The 23,601-nt window shown below is 65.8% G+C and carries 16 protein-coding genes and 1 pseudogene; 8 read left to right on the top strand and 9 right to left on the bottom strand.

All coding sequences use genetic code 11. The features are described from left to right. From ACN0VH_RS18725 to ACN0VH_RS18710, 4 genes and pseudogenes are all read left to right on the top strand, one after another. Window positions 1-140, top strand: a pseudogene (locus ACN0VH_RS18725) (glucose-1-phosphate thymidylyltransferase); the annotation flags it as partial. 187 nt (window positions 141-327) lie between these two features. Then, window positions 328-2,310 carry a secretin GspD/PilQ domain-containing protein gene (locus tag ACN0VH_RS18720; protein ID WP_417701884.1) on the top strand — a complete coding sequence of 661 codons (1,983 nt, stop codon included), beginning with the start codon at window positions 328-330 and terminating at the stop codon, window positions 2,308-2,310. Next, the gene (locus tag ACN0VH_RS18715; protein WP_417701888.1) at window positions 2,300-3,760 is read left to right on the top strand and encodes a GspE/PulE family protein; all 1,461 of its coding nucleotides are present in this window, start codon (window positions 2,300-2,302) and stop codon (window positions 3,758-3,760) included. Before ACN0VH_RS18720 ends, ACN0VH_RS18715 begins: the two co-directional genes overlap by 11 nt. Beyond that, a complete protein-coding gene (locus ACN0VH_RS18710) occupies window positions 3,757-5,055 on the top strand; it encodes a type II secretion system F family protein (RefSeq protein ID WP_417701882.1) in 1,299 nt (432 codons plus the stop codon). The genes ACN0VH_RS18715 and ACN0VH_RS18710 overlap by 4 nt, the downstream gene beginning before the upstream one ends. Window positions 5,056-5,160: 105 nt before the next feature. Here ACN0VH_RS18710 and ACN0VH_RS18705 read toward each other — a convergent pair whose 3' ends face one another. Further along, window positions 5,161-5,658, bottom strand: coding sequence for a type II secretion system protein N (locus tag ACN0VH_RS18705; protein WP_417701880.1), 498 nt, complete (start codon window positions 5,656-5,658; stop codon window positions 5,161-5,163). A gap of 184 nt (window positions 5,659-5,842) precedes the next feature. On the opposite strand from ACN0VH_RS18705, the gene ACN0VH_RS18700 reads away from it, so the two are divergent. Next, complete coding sequence (locus ACN0VH_RS18700) at window positions 5,843-6,352, top strand: outer membrane protein assembly factor BamD (protein WP_417701878.1); 510 nt, start codon at window positions 5,843-5,845, stop codon at window positions 6,350-6,352. 103 nt (window positions 6,353-6,455) lie between these two features. Here the strand turns inward: ACN0VH_RS18700 and ACN0VH_RS18695 are convergent, their stop codons facing one another. The 7 genes from ACN0VH_RS18695 to gspG form a co-directional block, all read right to left on the bottom strand. Continuing rightward, entirely contained in the window at window positions 6,456-6,962 is a 507-nt protein-coding gene (locus ACN0VH_RS18695; RefSeq protein ID WP_417701876.1) for a type II secretion system protein M, read from the bottom strand. Continuing rightward, window positions 6,959-8,380, bottom strand: coding sequence for a type II secretion system protein GspL (gene gspL, locus ACN0VH_RS18690; RefSeq protein WP_417701874.1), 1,422 nt, complete (start codon window positions 8,378-8,380; stop codon window positions 6,959-6,961). The genes ACN0VH_RS18695 and gspL overlap by 4 nt, the downstream gene beginning before the upstream one ends. Before the next feature lie 120 nt (window positions 8,381-8,500). Further along, entirely contained in the window at window positions 8,501-9,469 is a 969-nt protein-coding gene (gene gspK, locus ACN0VH_RS18685) for a type II secretion system minor pseudopilin GspK (protein WP_417701872.1), read from the bottom strand. 5 nt (window positions 9,470-9,474) lie between these two features. Beyond that, window positions 9,475-10,230 carry a type II secretion system protein GspJ gene (locus tag ACN0VH_RS18680; protein WP_417701870.1) on the bottom strand — a complete coding sequence of 252 codons (756 nt, stop codon included), beginning with the start codon at window positions 10,228-10,230 and terminating at the stop codon, window positions 9,475-9,477. Continuing rightward, window positions 10,227-10,598, bottom strand: a complete 372-nt coding sequence (locus ACN0VH_RS18675) for a prepilin-type N-terminal cleavage/methylation domain-containing protein (protein WP_417701868.1) — start codon at window positions 10,596-10,598, stop codon at window positions 10,227-10,229. Before ACN0VH_RS18675 ends, ACN0VH_RS18680 begins: the two co-directional genes overlap by 4 nt. Beyond that, window positions 10,583-11,080, bottom strand: a complete 498-nt coding sequence (locus ACN0VH_RS18670; RefSeq protein WP_417701866.1) for a GspH/FimT family pseudopilin — start codon at window positions 11,078-11,080, stop codon at window positions 10,583-10,585. Before ACN0VH_RS18670 ends, ACN0VH_RS18675 begins: the two co-directional genes overlap by 16 nt. Then, entirely contained in the window at window positions 11,065-11,595 is a 531-nt protein-coding gene (gene gspG / locus ACN0VH_RS18665) for a type II secretion system major pseudopilin GspG (protein WP_417701864.1), read from the bottom strand. The genes ACN0VH_RS18670 and gspG overlap by 16 nt, the downstream gene beginning before the upstream one ends. A gap of 155 nt (window positions 11,596-11,750) precedes the next feature. Here gspG and ACN0VH_RS18660 point away from each other — a divergent pair, with 155 nt between their 5' ends. The 3 genes from ACN0VH_RS18660 (at window position 11,751) to ACN0VH_RS18650 (ending at window position 15,749) form a co-directional block, all read left to right on the top strand. Next, window positions 11,751-12,575, top strand: a complete 825-nt coding sequence (locus ACN0VH_RS18660; RefSeq protein WP_417701862.1) for a prepilin peptidase — start codon at window positions 11,751-11,753, stop codon at window positions 12,573-12,575. 115 nt (window positions 12,576-12,690) lie between these two features. Continuing rightward, window positions 12,691-14,406 carry a tetratricopeptide repeat protein gene (locus ACN0VH_RS18655; RefSeq protein ID WP_417701860.1) on the top strand — a complete coding sequence of 572 codons (1,716 nt, stop codon included), beginning with the start codon at window positions 12,691-12,693 and terminating at the stop codon, window positions 14,404-14,406. Beyond that, window positions 14,403-15,749 carry a tetratricopeptide repeat protein gene (locus ACN0VH_RS18650; RefSeq protein WP_417701858.1) on the top strand — a complete coding sequence of 449 codons (1,347 nt, stop codon included), beginning with the start codon at window positions 14,403-14,405 and terminating at the stop codon, window positions 15,747-15,749. The genes ACN0VH_RS18655 and ACN0VH_RS18650 overlap by 4 nt, the downstream gene beginning before the upstream one ends. A 100-nt stretch (window positions 15,750-15,849) precedes the next feature. Here the strand turns inward: ACN0VH_RS18650 and ACN0VH_RS18645 are convergent, their stop codons facing one another. Continuing rightward, the gene (locus ACN0VH_RS18645) at window positions 15,850-23,448 is read right to left on the bottom strand and encodes a beta strand repeat-containing protein (RefSeq protein WP_417701856.1); all 7,599 of its coding nucleotides are present in this window, start codon (window positions 23,446-23,448) and stop codon (window positions 15,850-15,852) included. Between the last annotated feature and the right edge of the window lie 153 nt (window positions 23,449-23,601).

Genomic DNA, 23,601 nt, shown 5'->3' with positions numbered 1-23,601 from the left:
ATCGCCAGGGGCTGCAGACCGGCTGCCCGGAAGAGATCGCCTATGAACAGGGCTGGATCGACCGGGACCAGCTGCAGGCCCGCGCACAGCTCTTTGCCAAGAACGACTATGGCAGGTATCTGGAACATCTGCTGGGCTAGGGGCTTGTGGTCGGTGGCACCGATTGTGGCAGAGCCACCCGCGCGCCACATATCTTGCGGTATTGGACCCAAGCCCCATGGTTTTTGGGCGCAATACCGCTATGGTGCCTGACAGGTAACCAAGACAGCTGGGGGCAGATTCTGTGGCCAATCCCGTGCCCCGGCGCAGCAGTATAAAGAGCAGCCTATGCAACAGCGCGCACAGACACAGCCGACCCTGACTGGTTTTGCCAGTGGGCTTCGCTTCTGGATCGGGGTTCTGGTGCTGTTGCTACTGGGGCTGCAGCCGCTGCGCGCCCAGGTGACGCTGGATCTGCGGGATGCGGATCTGCGCAATTTTGTTGAAATCGTTTCCGAGGCCACCGGGCGCAGCTTTGTGCTGGACCCGGACGTGCGCGGCACCGTGACGGTGCTGGCCCCGGACCAGATGTCGCCGCAGGATCTGTTCGAGGTGTTCCTTTCGGTGCTGGAACTGAACCGGCTGACCCTGGTTGAGGGTGCCGGGGCGGATCGCATCGTGCCGATGAATGTGGCGCGCGAGCTGTCTTCCGGTGGCAGTGCCGGGTTGCCCAGCGGGTTTGAAACCCGGGTGATCGCCGTGCGCGAGGTGCCGCTGCAAGAGGTGATCGAAGTGGTGCGGCCGCTTCTGCCGCCCGAGGCGGTGATGACGGCAGTGCCCGGTGCCAAGCGGCTGATCATTTCGGATCGCGGCGCCAACCTGAACCGGATTTCACGGCTGATCGACCGGCTGGACCAGCCCCGCGCCGCAGCCCCAATTGAAATCATCCGGCTGCAAAATGCCAATGCTGCAGAGGTGCTGCAGGTGGTGCAATCGATGGATCTGATCCCGGAAGGGTCATCGGTCAGTGTTGACCGGCGTTCCAATGCCCTGCTGATTTCAGGATCCGAAGCGCTGCGCCACCGGGTGCGCACATTGGTGGATGAGCTGGACACCCAGCGTAATACCGTGGTGTCGCGCACCGTGCCGCTGAACTACGCCGATGCGGCGGCGATTGCGGATGTGGTGATGCGCACGCTGAATACCGATGATGGCAATAGCGCCAATCGCGCCCCGGTGCGGATTGTGCCGGAATTGCAGACCAATACCCTGCTGGTGTCAGCACCACAGGAACGCATCGCCGAGATCGTGCAGATGGTGCGCTATCTCGATCAGCGCCCGACCCAGGTACTGGTTGAGGCGGTGATTTTTGAAATGTCGGTGCAGGGCCTGTCGGATCTGTCGGTGCAGTTTGGCGCCGTGCTGAACAATGCGCTGGTGGGCGGCGCCCAGTTTGACCTGCCCGGCCGATCAACCCTGACCAATCTGATTTCTTCGGTCTCCAATGGCAATGCGCCCAGCCTTGGCTCTGGCGGTGTCTTTGGCGGGGCGCGCCAGAACAGCAGTGGCGATGGCATTGTCGGGCTGATCACGGCGATTGCTTCGGTGAATTCCACCCGGCTGCTCTCGACGCCATCCATTCTGACGCTGAACAACCAGGAGGCGGAAATCGTGGTGGCGCAGAATGTGCCTTTTGTCACCGGCAGCTATTCCACCGTCAGCGATAGCAGTTCGGTTGATAACCCGTTTCAGACCATCGAACGCCAGGATGTGGGCCTGACCCTGAATGTGACACCGCAGATCAATGCCGACCGTACCGTGCGCATGTTGATCAAGCAGGAAGTCTCCAACCTGACCAATACCACCGCATCATCCGGCGGGGAAATCACCTCGCGGCGGTCGCTGTCGACCACGGCACTGGTGCAGGATGGCAATGTGATCATGCTGGGGGGGCTGCTGGAAAATGGCTCTGGCGGGGTCAATCAAAAGGTGCCCGGCCTGGCAGAGCTGCCGCTGGTGGGCGGGCTGTTTCGCGGCAAAAGCGCCAATAGCAACCAGCGGGTTCTTTTGGTGTTGTTGCGCCCGCAGGTGGTGTCAAACGAGGCCGAAGCCCAGCGGATCAGCCGCCAGATCAGTCGCAAGGCACAAGAGGTCAGCGCCAGTATTGCGCCGGTGGACAATGGCCGCTTTCCCTATAACGGTCAGGGCGCACTGCCCTTTGACGGGGCCGATCTGAACCAGCCCTTTGATGCCGGCTTTATTGATGATGTGGCGCAAGAGCGGAACTTTCCGCCGCTGCCCAGCAGGCTGCGGTTTGGCAGTGGCAACTAGGCTGCCCTTTGCCTTTGCCCGTGACCAGCAGCTGGTGCTGGACGGGGCGGTCCTGCTGGCGGGACCTGGGGTGACCCAGCTGGGCCTGCGCGAGGCACAGCGCCGGGTTGGCCTGGCGCTTGACCTGCGCTTTCAGCCGCTGGAGCAGGCTGATTTTGATGCCGCCCTGGCGCGGGTCTACCGCGAAGCCAGCCTGCCCGCCGAAACCGCGCTGAGCTTTGATCTGGAAGAGCAGGCCTTTGCCCGCCGTCAGCGCGACCTGCTGGATGAGCCGGGCGATGCGCCGGTGATCACCCTGGTCAATCAGCTCTTGGCGCGGGCGGTGCAAAGCGGGGCGTCGGATCTGCATATTGAACCGCATGAAGCCGGTCTTCGGGTGCGCATGCGCATCGACGGGGTCTTGCAAGAGGTGATGGATCGCGCCGATGTGCCGGTGCGCCGGATCGTGTCACGGCTGAAGGTCATGGCGGGGCTGGATATCGCGGAAACCCGGCTGCCGCAGGATGGGCGCATTCCGCTGGCGCTGGCGGGGCGGCAGATCGACACCCGGGTTTCTGCGCTGCCCGGCCATTACGGCGAACGCATCGTGCTGCGGATTCTGGACCGCTCAACCGGGCTGCGCCCGCTGCAGGATCTGGGGCTGTCCGATCAACAACAGGCTCTGTTGCAGCGGCTTTCGGGCTTTCCCAATGGAATAATCCTGGCCACTGGCCCCACCGGGGCGGGCAAGACCACGACGCTTTATTCGCTGTTGCAACTGGCAGATCGCGCCGAGCGCAATATCGTCACGGTGGAAGATCCGATCGAATATGATCTGCCCGGCATCAGCCAGAGCCAGATCAACGCCGAGATCGGCATGAGCTTTGCCGCGGGCTTGCGCGCCACGCTACGGCAGGATCCGGACGTCATTCTGGTGGGGGAAATTCGCGACCAGGAAACAGCCCAGACGGCGGCGCAGGCGGCGCTGACCGGACATCTGGTGTTTTCCTCGCTGCATGCCAACAGCTCGATCGGGGCGATTGTGCGGCTGCGGGATCTTGGGCTGGACAATTTCCTGATCGCGGCCAGCCTGCGCGGGGTGATTGCCCAGCGTTTGCTGCGCCGCCTGTGTCGCCAGTGTCGCGCTCCGCAACGCATCGATGACGCCGAACAGGCCCGCATTGCTGCGCTGTTCCAGCGCCATGCGGTGGCGCTGCCCGGCCAGATCCAGGCTCCGGTGGGCTGCGCTGCCTGTGGTGGCTCTGGCCATGCCGGGCGTATCGGTATTTTTGAAATGGCGGAAATAACCGCTGAAATCACTGCCGCCATTGATCGCGGCGCCCCCGAGAGCGAGCTGAAGGCGCTGGCGCTGGCGGCGACAGAGACTTTGACAGGCCAGGCGCTACAGGCGGTGGCCATGGGCGAGGTCAGCCTGCAAGAGGCGCTGCGGGTGGTCGGGGATGTGATGTGAAGGCCTATCGCTATATCGCCTATACCGATGCCGGGCGACGGCGCAGCGGCACGGTTGTGGCCGAAACCGAAAGCGATGCCAGTCGCCAGCTGGCGGCGCAGGATCTGTTTGTCGCAGAGCTGGCAGAGGCCCGCCGCCAGCCCGCATTCCAGCCCGCCCCCCAGGAGACGGGGGCCGATCCGTCACCAGATCCGGCAACTGGGCCTGCCGAGGCCGGGCAAGACCTGGGCAAGACCGCGCTTTGGACCCCGTGGCGCCAGCGGCTGAACCCGGAATTGCAGCTGGTCTTTACCCGCCAGATGGCCGTGATGCTGGAGGCCGAGCTGCCGGTTGATGCGGCCCTGGAGGCAGTGCGCAGTGCGGGCCATTCCAGTCTGGATGCCATGGCCGCCGATGCCCGCGCCGCCCTGCTGGATGGGGCCAGCCTGTGCCAGGCGCTGAACCAGACCGGGGCCGGCTTTGCCCCCTATTACCTGGCGGCCCTGCGCGCCGGGGAAAGCGCCGGAGAGCTGGCTTCGGTGTTTACTGCCCTGGCCGATCATCTGGAACAATTGGGCTCTGACAAGGCGCAGATTGCCACCGCGCTGATCTATCCCGGATTTGTCGCCGCTGTGTCCCTGCTGGTCTGTGCCATTCTGATGGTCAATGTCGCGCCCGAGATCGTGGCGCTGTTTGAGCTCTCGGGGCGGGATCTGCCGCCGCTGACCCAGGCGGTGCTGGCGGTTTCGGATTTTATCCGCGACCGGGCGGGGGCGATTGGTCTGGCGCTGGTGGCGGTCTTGCTGTTTCTGGCCTTGGTGCCACGGCTGCCGGGGCTGCGTCAGCGGCGCGACCGGCTGCTGCTGCGCCTGCCGCTGGTGGGCCGGCTGATGCGGCTGTCGGCAGCGGTGCAATATCTGCGCACCCTGGCCCTGGTGTTGGGCGCGCGCCATGCGGTGCTCAGCGCCACGGACAGCGCCAGCGAGGTGCTCTCGGTGGCGCAGTTCCACGCCGAGGGCCGCGCCGTCACCCGCCGGGTGCAGCAGGGCGAAAGCCTGTCCTCGGCGCTGGCGCAGCTGTCCTGTCTGCCGCCTGTGGCGCGCCAGTTGATTGCGGCGGGCGAGGTCTCGGTGAGATTGGCCCCGATGAGCGCCCGCGCCGCCGCCCTGGTGGAACATCGCCTGTCGAGCGAACGAAAGCGCATTTCCGCCTTGTTAGAGCCTGCCTTGATGATGCTGGTGGGCGGGCTGGTACTGGTAATTGTACTGGCAGTGCTGCTGCCGATCTTTGATCTGCAGGCGGTGGTGACAGGGTGATGTGATCGAATTGACCGGGTCGACGTGTCTGGATCGCATTCATTGGGCCTAGCCAATCCTGGCTGATCCTGTCCTGTTGGGGCGGGGCGGCCGCGGTGCACCGGGTCAGTCGGCAAAGCCCAGCAATTCTGGCGTCCCGCCCTGGCGCGAGACCCAGAGCCCCTGGCCATCAATCCGCATCACCTTGATATCGGCGCGCAGCGTATCACCTTGGCGCAGCAGCTGTTCGCCGCTGGGGTGGTCAACGATGGCCCAGGTGGCATTGCCCGCCTGCACCCGGCCTTTCAGCACATAGCCCAGGCTCTCGATCGGCGGCAGATCGGGGGAAGGGGCGCGCGGCTGCGGTTCTGCCGGGGTGGTCGCCGGGCGCGGCGGTTGCTTTTCACCAAACAGCGCGGGCCAGCGTGGTGGTGGGGCACCGGCGGCCGGATCTGGGGCCGGATTGGCGGATTGAGGGCGCATCAGATCTTGTCCGGCAGCGGGCGCCGCTGCCAGATCCTGACGCCCCTCTTGCGGCCCATTGAACAGCTGCCACAGCTGATAGCTGGCCAGCAGCGCCAGCAACAGGCAGGCAAAGGTCAAAAGGTGGGCAATCAGGCGCATGGGATTCCTTGCGGGCGCTTTGGGCGGGGCCGGGGGCAGCCCCCTGCAACAAGAGGCGCATATGGGTCACAGATCTGGCCGCAGTCGCGCCTGCGGGCCGGCCCAGATAGACGGGCTGTGCTGAACATGGTAAATTTCCAGCCAAAGTTAAACAACAAAAGAGCAGGCAATGCAGGTGATATCCATGACCAAATTCGCGATCATCAGCCTGAGCTTTGCAATCCTGGGCAGCTGTGGCGACAGCCTGGGGCCCCAGGCCGCGGGCAAGGGCGGGTTTCATGCCAAATATGCGGTGGCGCGCAATGCGCTGGAAGGCGGCGATTACGCCCGCGCCAGCCGCAGTTATCAGCGCCTGATCACCCAGGCCGGTCCTTTGGCGCCACGCCTGCAACTGGAATATGCCCATGCCGAACTGCGGGCCGGCAACTACGGCGAAGCGGCCCGGATCGCCGGCACCCTGGCCCAGGGACAAAGCGGGGCTGCCCGGGGCGCGGCCCTGGCGGTGCAGGGCACGGCCCAGCATGAATTGGGTCTGGCGCTTTTGGCCAAGGGCGAGATCGCGCCCGGCAAGGCCCAGCTGACCCAGGCCAGCGCCGCTCTGGCGGAGGTACTGAAAGCCCGCGATGATCTGGATCCACTGGGATCCATGGCGGGACGGCGCGCCAGCATCGAGGCGCGGTTGCAAAAGCTGTAACCCCGGCCCAGTCTTTATCCAGTCCAGTCCAGTCCAGTTGGGCAGGCGCGGGCACCGGTTGCAGGGTAACCGGGCAAAACAGCGGGTCAGCGAGCCTGTGTTGTCAGCGGGCCTGTGTTGCCGGGCTCAGGCTGATCCAGGCGGCGACCCGACCGGCTGCCGCCGCGCCCTCCAGCGCCTCGAGCCGGAAACTGTCGATGCGATAGCCCCAGGCCGGATGCGCTGTGCGGAGCCACTGGCCCAGCTGGATAAAATACACCCGGTCAAAGCGCAGATCAATGGCGCCGCCCTCCTGGGCCGAAAGCGCGCTGAGCGGCTGGCGCAGATGCGCCTCTATCAGGCCGGCCTCTATACCGCTGGTGCCAATAGGCGCTTGCGAAATTTCAGTGTTTCCCTGGGTTAGGCCCTGTTTTTCGCCAATACGCGCCATGATCCACTGTTCCAGTGCGCGCAGTTCGGCCAGCTGGGTTCTGGCCTGTTGGTGGCGGTCCTGCAGCGGCATAAGCAGGCCAAAACCGATTGCCAACAGGATCACCAGGCCGGCGCCGCCCAGCAGCCACCGTTCGCGCCGGGTCAGAGGCAGGAGCAGGTCGATCAGCCGCGTGGTCATGGCTGTGGCTCCTGTGTTGCCTTGGGGGAATGCTTTTGGTCTGTGATGACAAATTCGACATAGACGCCGCGCCGCGCCTCATCCACCCGCGATTCGGTCAAACTGGGGCTGAGCCCGGCTGCGCGCAGGGTTTCGGCCAGCTGGTCGGCGGCGGCAAAATCCGGCAGCCGCAGGGCCAGGAGCAGCCCCTCTCCGGCGCGATAGCTGAGCAGATCGGGCCGCAGTCCCGCCGCAGTGACTCCCTGGGCTAGCCGCCCGGTCAGCTCTAGCGGATCGAGATGCGCCCCGGCCGCGGCGCTGTTGCGCTGCAGCTCGGCAAGGGCACGGCTGACCTGCAGGCGGGCATCCAGAATCGGGCCACTGGGGACAAAATGCGCCCTGACCAGGGCCTGATTGCGGGCGGTCTGGGCGGCGATTTCAGCGCTGATCCGGGTCAGTTCGACCCATTGCCCTGCCGCCCAGAGCCCGGCGGCGAGGCAGGCGGCCAGCAACGGCCAGCGCCAGGGCAGGACAGCTGTGGCCAGCCGGGCCCGGGCTGCCATCGGATTATGGCGCAGATCGCAGGCCAGTTCGCCATGGGCAAAGCGTTCGGGCGGGGGCAGGTCGAGGGCCTTGGCCTCTGCGGGGCTGTGGATGACGGCAATGTCATGGGCGCGGGCTGCTGCTGTGATTTCGGCCAGTTCTGGCGCCTCTGGCGACCCCAGCCACAGAATGGCCTGTGGTGCTGTGCCGGGGGGGGCCTGCAGCGCCTGATGCAGCATGGCCAGCCCCAGGGCGGGGCGGGCGCTGAAACCATCACCGGGCCCCAGCCGGGCCACCAGCAGTGGCACAGATTGCAGGCCAGATAGCGGACCTGACTGGGGGCCAGACTGGGGGCCAGACTGGGGGCCAGAATCGGGGACGGGGGGGGCGGCGATCTGCTCCAGCGTCAGGCTCCAGATCCCGGCCGCCGTGGGCAGGGTCAGGTAATCCGGCAGCACCGCCCGACCGGGGAGATCTTGCAGGCTGTGCAGCCAGTCGCTGTCCCCGGCCAAGACCCGCGTCCAGCTGTCAAACCCGCGCTTCTGGCGCGGTCGGATTGGATCTGCCTGTTGCGGCACAAAGGGGCGCAGGCTCAGGCTGTTTTGCCCCAGCCCGGTCTGGTCGGCCAATTGCCGCTTGGCCACCTGTTCGCGGGCCTGCCCCCGTAGCCCGGGTGGCAGGGCAAGATGCAGCAGCGGGATCTGGCTGCCCGGCACTGTGATCACCGTTTCCGCAGAGATCTGCGCCAGCACCGCTGCAGAGAGTTGATCCTGGCGGATGATCTGGCCACCCATCTGCCCGTCCACTTGGCCCGCACCCTGGTCAAGGTCCGGACCCGGAGCGGTCTCAGAAGCAAAGCCGGGCCTGGCCCATTCGGCACTCTGGGCGGCGGGCATCACTCGGGGCTCCTGACGGTGGTCATTTGGGTCATTCGGCTTTCATTACGGGCTGCATCTGTCGATAGCATCCCGCCCGCGCAATGTCGCGTTTTTCTGCTGTGGAATTGTCAGGGGCGATCAGGGGCGATAGGTCATCTGCCAGGCCAGTCTGGGGCGCGCCCCCCGGGCCCTGCGTTGCAGCAGGCTGATGCGGTGGGCGCCAGAGTGATTCAGCCGGGCCTGGCTGTCGACGCGAAACCACTGGGACTGGACCGTCAGCTGATCGGCGCCCAGCGACGCTGCGGGGTCTTCGCGGGGGGCCTCTGCCCCGGCACCGCTGTCAGAGCCGGTCTCTTGCGGCAGCCGGGCGGCGATCAGAAAACTGTCGACCGAGGCAAAGCCGTTGTGATCGCGCTGGCGCAGCAGCCGGGCCAGGGCGGCGGCCGGCAGGTCCGGCAGAAAGCTGGCCAGAACCTCGGGGGGGGCGGTGTTGACATTCAGGCGACTGTCACCGGGCAGGGCAGTGATCCAGGGCCGCAGCCGGGCATAGGCGCGCGGCGACAGCCCCGGCAGATCTGCCAGCTGATCGGCGCTGAGCAGCGGGCCGCCCACCGGATCCTGCGGCGGATCCATCTGCCGCCAGCGGCTCTGGTCCCTGGGCCGGGCACCGGGGGTGACAAAGCTGCGGATCCCCGCGGCAATCTGCGGCGTCAGGCCAAGCCGCGCCAGCAATCGCCCAAAGGCCGCCTGCGCCAGCGGGTTGTCCGGGTTGCTGAGCCAGTTGATATTGAACCGGCCCTGCAGATCCCGGATCTGGCCAGAGACCTCGCCGCGCTCCAGCGCCAGCGGTCGGCCGGGCTGCGCCCAGGCCTCGCGCAGGTGATCGGTGCTGCCGCCATCCCGGGCCAGCTGTGTCAGCGCCAGCGCATCATAGGCATCCAGCGCCAGCATCAGCTGATCGGCCTCCAGCCCCGCCTCTAACCGGCTGCGCCCCTGTTCGGCCCGGGCCAGCAGCAGGGTCGCCAAGCCAGCCAGCGCAGCGACCAGGACCAGGGCATTGACCAGCACAAACCCGCGCTCGCCGGGCCTGCCCCCAGGGTGGCGCACCGGGATCACTTCAGGCTCTCTATAAGGGATATTTCGCCAAAATTTCCGGTGACCAGGGTTAATTCCACTGCCAGGGGCAGGCTGCTGGAATAGACCTCGCTGCCGATTCCGGCCTGGTCGCCATCGCTGACAGCACCGGGCTGAAGCCCATGCGCCTGCGCCCCGGCGACCCAGCCGATCTGCGGCCAATAGCTGCGCAGGCGCAGATCCTGCACCCCGCCAAGCCGGGGCGCCAGCCCGGTTGCAACCTGATGGTAGGAACTGCGATCAGCCGGCATCAGGCTGGACCAGACGGCCCGGCTCAGCTGGCCGTTCTGCAGTTGCCATTCCACCCGGCCGGTGGCCATCCCGCGGGCGGGCTGACTGGTCGGGGGCAGGGGGCTGTCGAACCGCGCCATCCCGCCTCGGGACAGGCTCAGCCGCACCGCATTTTCCCGGTGGGAAAATCCAAGGGCGCTGCGGGGGGGGCCGCGGTCGGGCGGGTAAAACAGCATTGGCACCAGCGCCGCCAGATCGGCGCGCAACAGGCTGGTCAGCTCACTCAGGGCGGCGCTCTGGTCGGCGCGCGCGGTCAGATCGCCGCGCAGGCGCATCATCCCGGTAAGCGCCTGTGCCCCCATCACCGCCACCAGCGCAAAGAGCCCCATGGCCAGGACCAGCTCGATCAGGCTGAGCCCTTGATCACGGGTTTGATCCCTGGCTGTAACACCATCGGGCGGTGGCCTCTGCGGCCGGGGGGCTGTCGTGGCGCGGCGTGTCATTGGCGCGGCTCTGGCGACAGGTAAAGAAACAGCTGCGCCCCCGGCCCCTGGGTACTGCGGGCGGTGATCTCGGTCTTGATCAAGCCCCCGGCGGTGATCTCTTGCCGGGTTGTCAGAAGGAATTGCTGCCCGCCCTGGCTGACCTCGGCGGGCAGGGCAGGGCCTGCACCGGCATAGAGCTGCAGCTCTTCGGCGCGGTTGCGGGCGGCAATGCGGGCCAGAAGCCGTGGGGTCTCGCCGCCAATGGCCAGACGTGACTGATCGCTGGCCCGCAGCGCCGCCAGGGTGCCAAGCGCCAGCACCAGAATGGCCAGGGCCAGTTCGATCAGGGTGAAGCCCCGGCTGGAGCGTTTCAGGAACGGCTGCATGTCAGCCCCGTCCAGCCATCGCTGCGACAGCTGGCCTGTCGCCCGCCCCCCCGCTGGGAAAACCGGATCACAAAGGCCGAGCTGCGCCCATCGGCAAGGAACTGGATCTGCGGACGATCCGCCGCGCGGCTGGCCAGGCGGCCCAGGCCGGCAAAGACCACCTGGCCCTGCCAGCGCAGCTGCTGCGGCGAGAGCTGCCAGTTGGGCTGCTGCTGATCGTTCAACTGCCGTCTGGCCTGGCGCATCCCGCTGGCATCCACCGCCAGCCCGGCTGTGACCTGCCGGGTGATGGCCCGCTGGCGCAGTACGGTATACTGTCGTTGAAACAGCGCCATGTCGCGGTCTGCCGCCGCGCTGCCACGGGGCAGTGCCAGGCTGGCGCCAAAGGCCAGGACCGACAGAATGGCAATGCAGACAAGCAGCTCTATCAGGGTAAAGCCGCCGGTTTCATCCTGAAAATCAGGCTCTATTGCAGGGTCCATGAGCCGATATCCTGATCCGCCCCCGTGCCCCCGGCCTGGCCATTGGCGCCATAGCTGAAGATGTCGAACTCTTCATGCACCCCGGGCGAGAGATACTGATAGGGCTGGCCCCAGGGATCCATCGGCAGCCGATCCATATAACCGCCCTCGGCCCAGTTGGCGGCGAGCGGATCGCTGCTGGGGCGGCTGACCAGCGCCTGAAGCCCCTGTTCGGTGGTTGGATAGCGGAAATTATCCAACCGGTAGAGTTTGACGGCGCTGACCACCGAGGCGATATCGGCACGGGCGCGGGCGGCGCGGGCCTGATCGGGGCGGTCAATCACCCGTGGCACCACCACCAGCGCCAGGATCGACAGAATCACCACCACCACCATCAGCTCTAGCAGGGAAAACCCGGCGTCGCCTGCTTGGCGGCCTTGCGGATGATCTGGCCGATGGGCTGGCGGATGAGCGGGGCGAGGCGCAGCCCGATCGCAGCGGCGGGGCGCAAAACAGGCAGGAAAAACAGAGACCATGGGTGACTTTCATTTGCTTGCCCGCATGATAAGGGAGGGGGGGAAGGCTTGTCCATCACCCGCCAGTCGCATGCCGTGAAAACCTGCCTCTGATGGCACAAACGGCCTGGGCCGGATCGGCTGTGACAGCACAGACAAAAGGAAAGACAGGCGGCATGACCCCGGATCAGGATATATGGCCCTTTGGGCTGACGCTGTTCCTGTTGCTTCTGGCGCCGGCCTTTGGATCCTTTCTGGGCGTCCTGGTTGATCGCCTGCCGCGGGGCGAAGATGTGGTGCGCGCGCCCTCATGCTGCCGCAGCTGCGGCCACCGGCTGACGCCCCGGGATCTGGTGCCGATCCTGTCTTTTGTCTGGGCGCGGGGGCTGTGCCGATCCTGTGGCGCAGCGATCCCGGCCTGGCAGCTTTACCTGGAGATTGCGGCCACCGGCGCGGCGGTGCTGGCGCTGGCGGCGGCGGGCGGCAGCGCGGCGGTGCTGTTTTCCTGTCTTTTCCTCTGGGGGCTGCTGGCCCTGGCGATGAGTGATCTCTTGTGGCTGCGCCTGCCGGACCTGCTGACCGCCAGCCTGGCCCTGGGGGTGCTGGGCTTTTCCGCCTTTGGTGGCGGCGGGCAAGGCGGGGCGCAGGATCTGGGGCAGGCGGTGCTGGGGGCGGTGCTGGGCAGCGGCAGTTTCTGGGCCCTGCGGCGGGGCTATCGCTGGCTGCGCCATCGCCAAGGCCTGGGGCTGGGCGATGTGAAGCTGATGCTGGGGCTGGGGGCCTTTGCCGGGCCGTTTGATCTGCCGCTGCTGGTCCTGATCGCCGCGGTACTGGGGCTGGGGGCTGGGGTGGTCAGCTGGCGAAGAGGCAGGGTAACGGCGCGGCGCGGCACCGAAGCCTTGCCCGCCCTGGGCCAACAGGCGCTGCCCTTTGGCACCGCGCTTTGTGGCGCGGGGTTTGTGATCTGGCTGCTGCGCGCCACTGGGGTCTTGCCCGGCTAACCAGGCAACAGGACCGGATTGTTTGATCTTGCCGCGCCCCGGCCTTAGGCTCCGGCTGCAGCCTGACCGGAGCAGATTGGCAGCTTTCCTTCAAACCTTTTGAAACGTGAGACAGATGGCGATTTTGAAGACCTTTTGGTATTTTTCCCGCAAGCTCCTGCCCCTGAGCCTGTGTTTCCTGCTGCCACCTCTGGTGCTTGGTGCCGAAGAGGCTGGCCCTGTTTCGGCAGCGCCCCTGACCGCGACGGAAACAGGGGCAGAAGAGCCCCCCCTGAACACAGACGCTGCCCTTGACATGGCGGCCGTCGAAGCCGCCTGGGCAGCGGGTGATTTTGCCAGGGTGCGCCAGGGGTTGAAACAGCTGGCCAGCGAAGGCGGCGGGCCCCTTGTCCAGTATCGCTATGGCCGGGTGCTGCTGGAGGGCCGCGGCGGGCCGCAGGATCTGGCGGCCGCACAAGACTGGCTGGAACGCGCCGCAGCACAGAACCAATTGCCAGCCGCGGTGCTGCTGGCGCGGCTTTACCTGCGGCCACCGCCGGGCGGTCCCGCCGCAGACCCCCGGCGCGCGGCGGTGCTGCTGCGCCGGGCTGCGGTGCGCGGTGACCCGGCGGCGCAGTATTACCTGGGCCTGCTCTATAGCACCGGGCAGGGGGTCGCGGCCGATCCGGTAGAGGCGCAGACCTGGGTGCAGGTCGCGGCAGAAAACGGCGAAGCCGAGGCCCAGTTTCTGCTGAGCCAGGCCTATGCCAGCGGTGCAGGCCCCGCGCCAGAGGCAGGAACATCAGAGGCGGGTGCGCTGGCCCCGCACAAGGGGCTGGGTCTGGCCAACGACCCGGCAGCGGCGCTGCGCTGGCTGCAGGCGGCGGCCCAGTCGGGCCATGGCGAGGCCCAGTATTATCTGGCCTATGCGCTGGATCGTGGCCAAGGGATCGCGCGCAACCCGGCAGAGGCGCTGAATTGGCTGCGCCGCGCTGCCGAAGGCGGCTTTCTGCGTGCACAGGTGGCTTTGGGCCAGAAATATCTCAAGGGTGACGGGGTCGCGGCCAACCCGGATGAGGCGCTGCGCTGGCTGGCTCTTGGGGTTGCGGCGGGGGATCTGACAGCGACGGAAACGCTGGGGCTGGCCCTGCAGGGGGGCAGCGGGATTGCCCGCAATCCGCAACAGGCCCGGAGCCTGCTGCGCAAAGCCGCCAAGGCAGGCGCGCCGCGTGCCAGTTATGCCCTGGGACAGATGCTGGAACAGGCGGCGGTATCGGCCGATACCCCGACTGCAACGGCAGAGCAAAGCGCCGCGCTGGATCAGGCGATCCAGATGTATCGCCAAGCGGTAGAGCAGGGCAGCCAGGCTGCCCTGCTGCATCTGGGAACAATGGCCCTGAACGGGCAGCTGGACGGCAGAATGGCACCACATCGCATGGTGCCCTGGGTGGCCGCCCTGCGGGACGCAGCGCCACAGGATAGCGCCGCCGTCGCCGACTGGCTGCGTCGTCAGGCCGAGGCGGGGCTGCGCCCGGCTCAGCTGGCCTGGGGTGAGTGGCTGCTGGCAGAAGATCCGGCAGCGGCAGTGCCCTGGCTGCTGCAGGCGGCCCAGCGGGGGGCGACGCAGGCCCAGCATCAGCTGGGACGGCTGTATATTCAGGGCGAAGGTGTTTCGCAGGACTATGTGCAGGCGCATAAATGGCTCAATATCGCCGCCGCAGGCGGCAGCAGCGCTGCGCTGGAAATGCGCGCTACCCTTGCCGATCTGATGACCCCCGAGCAGGTGGCCGAGGCCCAGACCCAGGTGCGGGATTTCTTTGCCGCGGCCCAGCCAGAGCGGGGCACAGAATGAGCCGGGATATCAGGCAAGACATCAGGCCAGACATCAGGCAAGAGGGCGGGCGAGACAGGCGTCGGCAGCAGGCGCTGGCGCTCTTGGGGCTGACGTCGGCGCTGTGGCTATGTGGTGGGGTGGCCCTGGCAGAAACACCAAAGCAGGGCCCTTCCCCGGCTGCCTCCTCTGCCCCGGTGGATCCTCTGGTGGATCCTCTGGCGGATCTGCGCGCCAAAGCCCAGGCAGGCGAGGCGCAGGCGCAGTATCAGCTGGGGGATGAATTGCAGCGCGGCAGCCTGCTGATGCAGGACCACGCGGCGGCGGTTGCCTGGTTCTTGCGCGCATCCGAGCAGGGCCACAGTGGCGCGCAGATACGGCTGGGACAGATCTATCTGCAGGGGCTGGGCGTCACGGCGGATCCGGCCCGCGCCCTGCAGTTTCTGGAACAGGCCGCAGCCGATGGCACAGCCGAGCCGCTGTTCTATCTGGCCAGTCTGCTGGAACAGGCGGAGGCACCGCTGGCCGATCCGGCCCGCGCCGCCCGGCTCTATCAGCAGGCGGCAAAGCTGGGCCATATGGATGCGGCGGTCAGTCTGGGCGTGCTTTATCAGAATGGCACCGGGGTATCGCAGGATCTGGAGCGGGCACGCCAGCTCTATCAGGCGCCGGCGGCGGCGGGCCATGCCCGGGCGCTGAACAATCTGGGCCTGCTTTATGTGCGCGAAACCGGGCCGGGGCAGGACTATGCCCGCGCCGCGCAGCTGTTTCAGGCCGCGGCTGATCAGGGCTTGGCGGTGGCATTGAACAATCTGGGCACCCTTTATGAAAATGGCTTTGGCGTGGCGCTGGACGAGGCGCGGGCGCAGGCGCTTTACCGACAGGCCGCGGATCTGGCGCGGGGCGGGGCTGCCCTGATCCAGACCACGGCAGCCGGGGCGATCTATGATCCCAGCCTGGAACGGCCCGCGCGTGCTGCTGCCGATCTGCAGCAGCTGCAACAGCAGGCCAAGGCGGGCGATCCGGTGGCGCAGTTCCAGCTGGGCTGGCTGATCCTGCAACCCGAAACCCAAACCTCGCGGCGGGAGGAACTGCTGGCGGTACAGCTGTTGCAGGCGGCGGCCCAGGGCGGGCAGGCGGCGGCAATGGTCAACCTGGCGCTGCTCTATGTCGAGGGGCGCCTGCTGCCGCAGGATCACATGCTGGCCTATATGTGGCTGGTGCTGGCCATTGCCGCCGGTGAGCCAGATCTGGCGGCAATGGCCAGCGATCTGGCCGCGAGCCTGGCCAGACAGATCCCTTCGGCGCAGATCCTGCAAGCCCAGAGCCGGGCGCAGCATCTGGCCCGGAACTGGAGCCAATAGGCCGACCTTATTGCCCCGTTCCAGTCCGGTGTCAGGCCAGTGTCAGGCCCGCGCTCGTCCCGTGCAAAGATCGGCCGCCCCTAGGGGCGGCCGCGCCGGATCAGAAGTCCAACCGCACCCCGTGCTCGATCTTCAGGCTGTCGACGCCGGGCATCGACAGGCGGGTCACAACCGCACCCTGATCATTGAAAAAACGGCGTTCCCGGTGGAAATCAATGCTCAACCGGTCAGTATCATCGATATTTTCATAGTCGATTTCAAAACTGTAGATCAGTCCCGTTGTTGGATTGAACACCTCACGGCGGAAGCCCAGCCCCAGCCCACAGCCCAGGCTGCTGTCATAGGACGAGACCTCGCAGATCACCCGTGGCGTCAGCGCCATCTCGGCCTGGCTGGCGCGTGGATCAGCATCGCTTGCCCCGGGGCCAAAGCCGGAAAACGCCACCTCGGCAAACAGACGCCCGCCGTTGTAATCGGGGATATCAATACTGCCGGTATCGGTCTGGGACAGCTGGCTGGCACTGACATCGGCATCGCCGGTCAGCGCATAGGCCAGATCCAGCCCGACGCGCGGGGTAATCAGCATCTTGTCCAGCTGGTGCTGTCCTGACAGGGCCACCCCGGCAAAGGCAGCGGCATAGTCATAGCTGCCATCGGCCTGGATCGCACCACCGGTGGCGGCAAAGCTGAGATCAAAGCGGTGATGGCCAAAGCCGCCCGCCGCGTAATAATCAAGGAACAGCCCATCGCCCAACTGGCGCGCCCCATAGATCCCGGCATTGACGCCGACCCCGTTGATCGATCCATCCGCCAGCCCGGTGACATTGGTCCGGCTGAGATAGCCGCCCCAGAACTTGCCGCGCAGGTCGGTTTCAGACAGGAAGCGTTCGCGCTGGCTGGAGAATTGCACCAGCGCCTGGGTGCCGATGTTTTCCGTCCGGGTCAGGCTGAAGCTGCCGGCCAGGATGCTGCGGCTGCCGCTGCTGCAATTGTAGACATCATAGCCAAAGGTGCCGTCGCTCTGACCATTGCTGCCCTGGGTATTGATGCTGCCATCAATGTCAAACCCGGCCAGAGAGCCACAGCCCAGCCCGGCCTCGCCCGCTTGCAACCGCGCCAGGGCGCCCTTGGCGATACCATTGAAATAGCGCTGCTGGGTCTGCACCGTTTCTTCGACATCGTTTTTCAGGATCTCGGTCAGCGGTTCCCGGATCTGGTCGATCAGGTCGTCACTGACGGTGACCTGCGCCAGGGCCAGGCCAAAGCCGTCAAAGGCGCTATCGGCCGAACTGACGCTGACGCTGGGCTGGCAGCTATGCGCGCCTTCCACCACATCGTCATCCAGCGCGGCAATGGTCAGGGTCTGGGCGCTGGCATAATTGGCGCTGGTAAAGGTCAGCATTGCAGGCGAGACGCCGCACTGGGCATCGCCGGTGAAATTCAGCACCACATCCTGCCCCGGCTGCCCCATCAGAACAAAGGACATCGCCGCAGTGTCGCGGCCATTCTCGGATGCGGTAAGATCATCATTGGTCACCGCAATGTTGGCAAGGTCATCATCGGTGATGCTGGTGCTCTGGGTCAGATCCGCCGTGGTGGTCGACAACCGCACCGCCGTATCCGTCGAGGTGACAGAGGTCAGGGTGAAGATCACCGTTTCACTGCCCTCGATCAGCCCGTCTTCCAGTACTGTCAGATCGACCAGCGCCGAGGTATCGCCCGCCGCGATGGTGACGCTGCCGCTGGGGGCGGTGTAATCCACCCCGGAGGTGGCGGTGCCGCCCAGGCTGTAGCTGATCACGCTGTCCTGGCTGGCGGCCTTGCTCAGGCTGACGGTAAAGCTGACGCTGTCGGTGGCGGCGCCATTGGCCTCGGCGCCGGTATCGCTGGCGCTGGCTGTCACCTCGATGACCTCGCAGTTGGTCATCGGGATATTGTTGGCCAGCACATCCGGATCGCCGGCTTCAATCGTGAAGTTATCGTAGAATACCGGGTTGGCCGCCAGGGAGGCATCCGCCAGGAAGCCGGTTGAGCCCACCTCGGTCGAGCCCAGCACCGCCGGATTGGCCGGCAGCAGCGAGGTCACGTCCAGCGTGCCCGACGACAGGCGCGTGGTGCTGGCGCTGCCGCTGGCAGGATAGCTGTAGGCAACGCTATAGCTGCCGGGAGAGAGGGCAAACCACTGGAATTCCCCGCTGGAGCCATCGCGCACGATATTGATGCCATTGGCAATCCCCACCGAACTGTTGGAACCGCCGGGACCGGTCACCGTAATGCCGCCGCCTGACAGGATGCGGCCATCATCTTCGCAGTAGAAATAGCCCTGCGGGTCATAGTCGGCGCTGTCGACGATCCCATCGCCATCGCGGTCGGCGCTGCTGCTTTCCAGATGATCGGGAATGCCATCGCCATCGGCATCGGCGGGCGGCGTAGGATCGGGCGTGCCGGTCAGATGCGCCTCGACGGTCACCGGATCGCTGACCAGGTTGCCATTGCCATCGGCATTGACGGCACTGTTCTGCGGCAGGGTCAGGGTCATGGTGCCATCATGGTCCGGGGTCACGGTCAGGCTGTAGCTGGTGCCGCTGCCGGTCAGGCTGGCGGCGCTGCCGCCCTCCACCACCAGGGCGCTGGCCACCAGGCCGGTGACGCTCTCGTTAAAGTCCAGATCAAGGGTGAAGGCACCGCTTTGGGCCGTTGTCGGCGCGCTCAGGGTGACAAGCGGCTGGCTGGTGTCCTTGCGGGTGGTATCGCTGGCGGCAGGGCCGCTTTGCCCCGCGACATCGGTCAGCACAACCGACAGCGTCAGCGTGCCATCCGCAAGCCCCGAGACATCCAGCCCGGCGATCTGGTCGCTGGCGCTGGCCAGGGTCCCGTTGCCGGTGACCGGTGTGCCGCCGCCATCCGAAGTGATGCTATAGCTGTACTGGATGCCGGTCTCGGCCCCGGCAAAGGTAAAGCTGAGCGCGGTTTCTGCGCTGATATTGACCGGATCCTGATCAAGACTGACGCTATAGCCCGCAGGCACATTCTGATCCAGGGTCAGCGTTGTACTGGCCTGATCTACCGGATTGCCCGCCGCATCCATGGCATCTGCGGTCAGGGTCAGGGGGCCATCGGCCAGCGGGCTGAGATCGAGGTTCACGCTCCAGGCATTGCCATTCACCGTGGCGCTGCCATTGACGGTGGCGCTGGCGCTGTCGGTGACCACCAGGGTCACGCTCTGGCTGTCTTCCACCCCGGCAGAGCTGCCGGACAGGGTGACCGCGCTGACTTCGGCTGCTGACACGATGTCATCCCCGGCCAGCGGGCTGTCAAATTCCAGCGAGGGCGCATCGGTATCCAGATTGAGGCTGGCGGTTGCCTGTGGTGTCGGCGTGCCTGCTGCATCGGTAACATCCGCAGTCAGGCTGAGGCTGCCATCGCTCAGAGGGCTGAGGTCCAGATCCGTGCTCCAGCTGCCGCCGGTGACCGTGGCGCTGCCGGTGACCGTGGCACTGCTGCTGTCGGTGACCACCAGGCTGACGCTTCGGCCGTCTTCGATCAGATTCGTGCTGCCGGACAGGGTGACGGTTGGGGCCTCGGCGGAATTGACGACATCATCCCCGGCCAGCGGGCTGTCAAATTCCAGGCTGGGCACCTTCAGCGTGGCGCTGGCACTGCCGGAATTGCCCAGCGAAGAGGTCAGATCGCCCGTGGTATTGATCAGGCTGCCGCTGGCAGAGCTGATGACATCAACGCTGAGACTGCAGCTGGCGCCAGCGGCGAGCGTGCCGCCGCTATAGCTGAGGCTGGTGGCCCCGGCCGCAGCGGTCAGGGTGCCACCGGCGCAGGTGGTGCTGGCATTGGCGGGGCTGGCCAGGGCAAGCCCGGCAGGCAGGGTATCGGTGAAATCCAGTGCGCTGGCTTCGATCAGGGCACTGCTGTTGTCGATGGTAAAGGTCAAGCTGGTGCCAGACCCAAGGGTGACACTGCTGTCGGCAAAACTCTTGCTAAAGCCGGGCAGCGGCGCGGCGCTGACAGTCAGCGTGGCGCTGGCACTGCCGGAATTGCCCAGCGAAGAGGTCAGATTTCCAGTGGTATTGACCAGCCCCCCCGCCGTGGTTGCCCGCACATCCACCGAAAGGCTGCAGCTGGCCCCCGCAGCAAGCGTGCCGCCAGTATAGCTGAGGCTCGCGGCCCCGGCCGGTGCGGTGATGGTGCCGCCGGTGCAGGTGGAGCTGACATTGGCACTTGGGGCGATGACCAGACCTGTCGGCAGGTTATCGGTGAAATCCAGCCCGCTGGCCGCAATCGAGGCTGCGCTGTTGTCGATGCTGAAGGTCAGGCTTGTGGTATCGCCCTGCACAATCGGGGATGTGGCAAAGCTCTTGCTGTACAGCGGGGCCGGAGCAATGGTGAAGCTGGCGCTGGCGGCATTGGCGGCAAATCCACCGTTTTCCGTCAGGGTGCTGCTGCTGCCGGGATAGCTGCCGGCGCTGGCCGTGCCGGGGACAGAAAGGGTCAGCGTGATGCTGCAACTGGCGCCCGGTGCCAGGCTGCCAGAGGTCAGGGTGACCTCGCTGGTGCCGGAAACCACCGAGCCGCTGCCGCAGAGATTGCTGCCGGTGCCGGCACTGGCCACCAGCCCGGAAAGGGCGGCGTCCAGATCATCGGTAAAGCGCAGCCCCGAAAGGCTGGCACTGCCATCATTATTGGTGATCTGATAGGTCACGGTGGTGCTGCCGCCGGCACCCAGAACCGGGTCGGCAAAGCTCTTGGTGAAACTGGGCAGGGCAAAGGCGCTGACGGTCAGATCCGCCGCGGCTGCTGGCCCGGTCACTGCCAGCCCGCTGGTCTGGGCCGTCAGGCTGCTGGTGGTGCCCGCATAGATCGTGGCACTGGTGCCGCCGGGTACTTCCTGCGTGACGCTGAAGCTGCAGCTGGCACCTGCCGCCAGAGTGCCGTTTGCAAAGCTCAGCATTCCAGAACCGCTGAAGGACGATCCCGCGCCACAGATATCGGACTGGGCCCCGGAGGTAGAGGTCAGCCCGCTGAGCTGCGCGTCCAGATCATCGCTAAAGGCGATGGCGGTCAGCGCCCGGCTGCTGTCATTGCTCAGCGTGTAATCCACCACCACACTGTCCCCGGGGGCGGTTGGGGTGCTGGCGTAGGATTTGCTCAGGCTGAGCAGAGCGGTGCTGACATCAAAGTTGGCAAGCATCTGGTCAAGGAGGACAGTGGCGCTGTTCAGGGTTGCCCTGACGGCCGTGGTGGACGTTATATAGCTGCCATCGGCGGCCCCCGCGGGCACGGCCAGGGTGACAGCAATATCGCAGTTTTCCCCTGGCGCCAGCGACATGCCGCTGAAGCTTCCGGTGGTGGTGCCGCTGGCAGAGCCGCCACCACAGAACCCTCCGGTGGGCAGGGCAACGACCGCCAGGCCGGACAGGGTCCGAGAGTACTCGTCGGTAAAGTTGATGCCGGAATAGGTATAGGTGCTGTCCGGGTTGCTCAGCCGATAGGTCAGGGTGATTTCTTCGCTGGGCAGGGGCTCGGTAATGTCAAAGGACGCGCTGAGGGTCAGCGCCTGGGCCACCAGGATCTTGATCGAATCCGTGGCCGCCGCCGTCGTTGTTGCCTCGCCGCCGGCGCTGCCGGTCAGGGTGCTGGTGGTATTGGTATAGTTTCCGCTTGCGGCCCCGGCGGGAATGGCCACGGACATCACGATGTCACAGCTGTCCCCCGGCGCAAGGCTGCCGCCGCTATAGCTGAGCAGGGTGTCACCCGCCGAGAGTGCCGGGGTGCCGCCGCAGCTGTCACTCACGGTGCTGAAGGTGGCACCGGTCAGAAAAGCGCCCAGATCATCGGTAAAGCTGAGCCCGGTGGCTGTGCTGGGCGATTCCGCGGCGCTGGACAGGCTGAAGGTCAGGGTTGTGCTCTGACCTGCCCCCAGAATATCGGCGGCAAAGGCCTGGGAAAAGTTGAGATTGGCACCACCTGCGACATCCAATGTCGCGCTGGCCGCTGCCGTCGTGACGGTATTGCCATTGACCGTTGCGCTGACCTCATCGGTGCTGAAGGGATAGCTGGCTGGCGGTACGTTTGCATCCACGTTCAGGATCAGATCAAAGCTGCAGGTCGCGCCAGCCGCGAGGTTGGCACCGCTCACCCGCATCGCCCAGCTATCTGTATTCGGTGAAACTTGCGCAAAGCTGCTGCCTGCGCCGCAGCTGCCGCCTGCCGGCAGGGCCGAAGTCCAGACAGAATTGGTTCCGGTGATATCGGTGATGACCTCCTGAAAGGTGATATCCGTCAGGGCCTGCGCCGAATTGGGGTTGCTCAGCGTATAGCGCAGGGTCGCGGTACTGCCAGGGGCAACCGGGGCATTCACCACCTGTTTGCTCAGGCTGGCGCCCTGGCCGCCATCGCCCAGCACCGACAGTGTGGTGCTGGCGGTGCCGCCGCTATAGGGGCTGCCAGCAATGCTGGCACTCACCGCGCTGGTGGTGTTGGTATAGCTGCCGCTGGCAGCCCCGGCCGGGATCAGCACTGACACATCAAAGGCGCAACTGTCGCCAGAGGCCAGCGAAGCGCCACTCAGGGTCAGGCTGCTGCTGCCGGTCAGGCTGGATCCGGCACCGCAGAACCCATCTGCGGGCAGGGCAGTGGCGGCCAGCCCCGACAGCATCGCATCCAGATCATCGCTAAAGCTGATATCAGTGGCGCTGCCGCTGCGGCTGGTGTTCTGCAGCACAAAGCTGAGGGTCACGGTCTCGCCCGCCCCCGCCTGGGCGACATCAAAGCTCTTGAACAGGCCAATGCCATCTGTCGGCAGGCCATTCACGGTGAAGGCGGTGGTCTTGGTCTCTGTGATGACAGGTCCGCCAAAGGCGTCGCGGATGGTGAGATCGGCGTCCAGCAGGTAGCCATCCGAGGTCACGCCTGTCAGCGCGGAACTGATGCTGCAGCTATAGGTGCCCTCTGTTTGCAGCAGACCACCGGTAAAGCTTAGGGTGCCGGCGTCACGATCCGCCGCCAAGGTGCCGCTACAGCCGCTGATCGCGTTGTTCAGCGGCGAGGCAAATTCCACCCCTGTGGGCAGGGCCAGGGTCAGAGAGGAAGACCGCCATTCATTGAAGGTCCCGCCTGCGGGGACCACAACGTCAAAAGACAGGCCCAGGGTGGCAGAGCTGCCGGGGTCTACCGCTGTCGGGCTGACCGAGGCGGTGAAATTGGCGGTGCTGGCGGTGACCGTCAGATCATCACTGGCGGCGCCGCTATTGCCCTGGTCCGAGGTCAGATCCCCGGTGGTGAAGGTCTGGGTGCCCACCGTGCTGGAGGTGACGGGCAGCGATACGATACAAGAGTTGCCACTGCCCAGGCGTCCACCGGTCAGGCTGATGCTGTTGCCGCCCGCCGTGGCGCTGAGGCTGCTGTTGTTACAGCTGTTGGTCTGGCTGCCGCTGGCAATGGTGACCCCTGTGGGCAGGGTGCCGCTAAAGGCCAGATCCTGCGCCGCCGGTCCGGTGCTGTTGTCGATGGTAAAGGTCAGCACCGACTGCCCGTCGGCGGAGATACTATCGGGGCTGAACTGCAGCGAGAAATCTGGCCCCACCGGCGCCGCCCTGGCCGCGCCTGAATTCAGGATTATTGCCGACACAAGCCCAAGGCACAATACAAAGCAGAGGTATGAAAGACGGCGCAACAGGCTGGTCATGGAATATCCCGAAATATCAGAAGTAATGGTATGTAATGCCCCGCCAACGACAACCTGCAGGGGTGCCGCGACCCTACGGCGGGGCGGCAATGGGCAGCAATGGTGCATTTCCAGAAAGGCAAATTTTTAGGCGACTGTCGCAGATTGGCCATT

Origin of the sequence: Pseudophaeobacter sp. (genome assembly GCF_048267565.1) — a bacterium.
Classification (GTDB): Bacteria; Pseudomonadota; Alphaproteobacteria; order Rhodobacterales; family Rhodobacteraceae; genus Pseudophaeobacter; species Pseudophaeobacter profundi.
Note: the sequence above shows the minus strand (reverse complement) of the source record. Positions and strands in the feature narration are given on the sequence as shown.

What these genes read in the sequence shown, in the direction of transcription:
- ACN0VH_RS18720 (WP_417701884.1), top strand. Translation starts at nt 328, where the DNA reads ATGCAACAGCGCGCACAGACACAGCCGACCCTGACTGGTTTTGCCAGT.
- ACN0VH_RS18705 (WP_417701880.1), bottom strand. Translation starts at nt 5,658, where the DNA reads ATGCGCCTGATTGCCCACCTTTTGACCTTTGCCTGCCTGTTGCTGGCG.
- ACN0VH_RS18700 (WP_417701878.1), top strand. Translation starts at nt 5,843, where the DNA reads ATGACCAAATTCGCGATCATCAGCCTGAGCTTTGCAATCCTGGGCAGC.
- ACN0VH_RS18695 (WP_417701876.1), bottom strand. Translation starts at nt 6,962, where the DNA reads ATGACCACGCGGCTGATCGACCTGCTCCTGCCTCTGACCCGGCGCGAA.
- gspL (WP_417701874.1), bottom strand. Translation starts at nt 8,380, where the DNA reads ATGCCCGCCGCCCAGAGTGCCGAATGGGCCAGGCCCGGCTTTGCTTCT.
- ACN0VH_RS18680 (WP_417701870.1), bottom strand. Translation starts at nt 10,230, where the DNA reads ATGACACGCCGCGCCACGACAGCCCCCCGGCCGCAGAGGCCACCGCCC.
- ACN0VH_RS18675 (WP_417701868.1), bottom strand. Translation starts at nt 10,598, where the DNA reads ATGCAGCCGTTCCTGAAACGCTCCAGCCGGGGCTTCACCCTGATCGAA.
- ACN0VH_RS18670 (WP_417701866.1), bottom strand. Translation starts at nt 11,080, where the DNA reads ATGGACCCTGCAATAGAGCCTGATTTTCAGGATGAAACCGGCGGCTTT.
- gspG (WP_417701864.1), bottom strand. Translation starts at nt 11,595, where the DNA reads ATGGTCTCTGTTTTTCCTGCCTGTTTTGCGCCCCGCCGCTGCGATCGG.
- ACN0VH_RS18660 (WP_417701862.1), top strand. Translation starts at nt 11,751, where the DNA reads ATGACCCCGGATCAGGATATATGGCCCTTTGGGCTGACGCTGTTCCTG.
- ACN0VH_RS18655 (WP_417701860.1), top strand. Translation starts at nt 12,691, where the DNA reads ATGGCGATTTTGAAGACCTTTTGGTATTTTTCCCGCAAGCTCCTGCCC.
- ACN0VH_RS18650 (WP_417701858.1), top strand. Translation starts at nt 14,403, where the DNA reads ATGAGCCGGGATATCAGGCAAGACATCAGGCCAGACATCAGGCAAGAG.
- ACN0VH_RS18645 (WP_417701856.1), bottom strand. Translation starts at nt 23,448, where the DNA reads ATGACCAGCCTGTTGCGCCGTCTTTCATACCTCTGCTTTGTATTGTGC.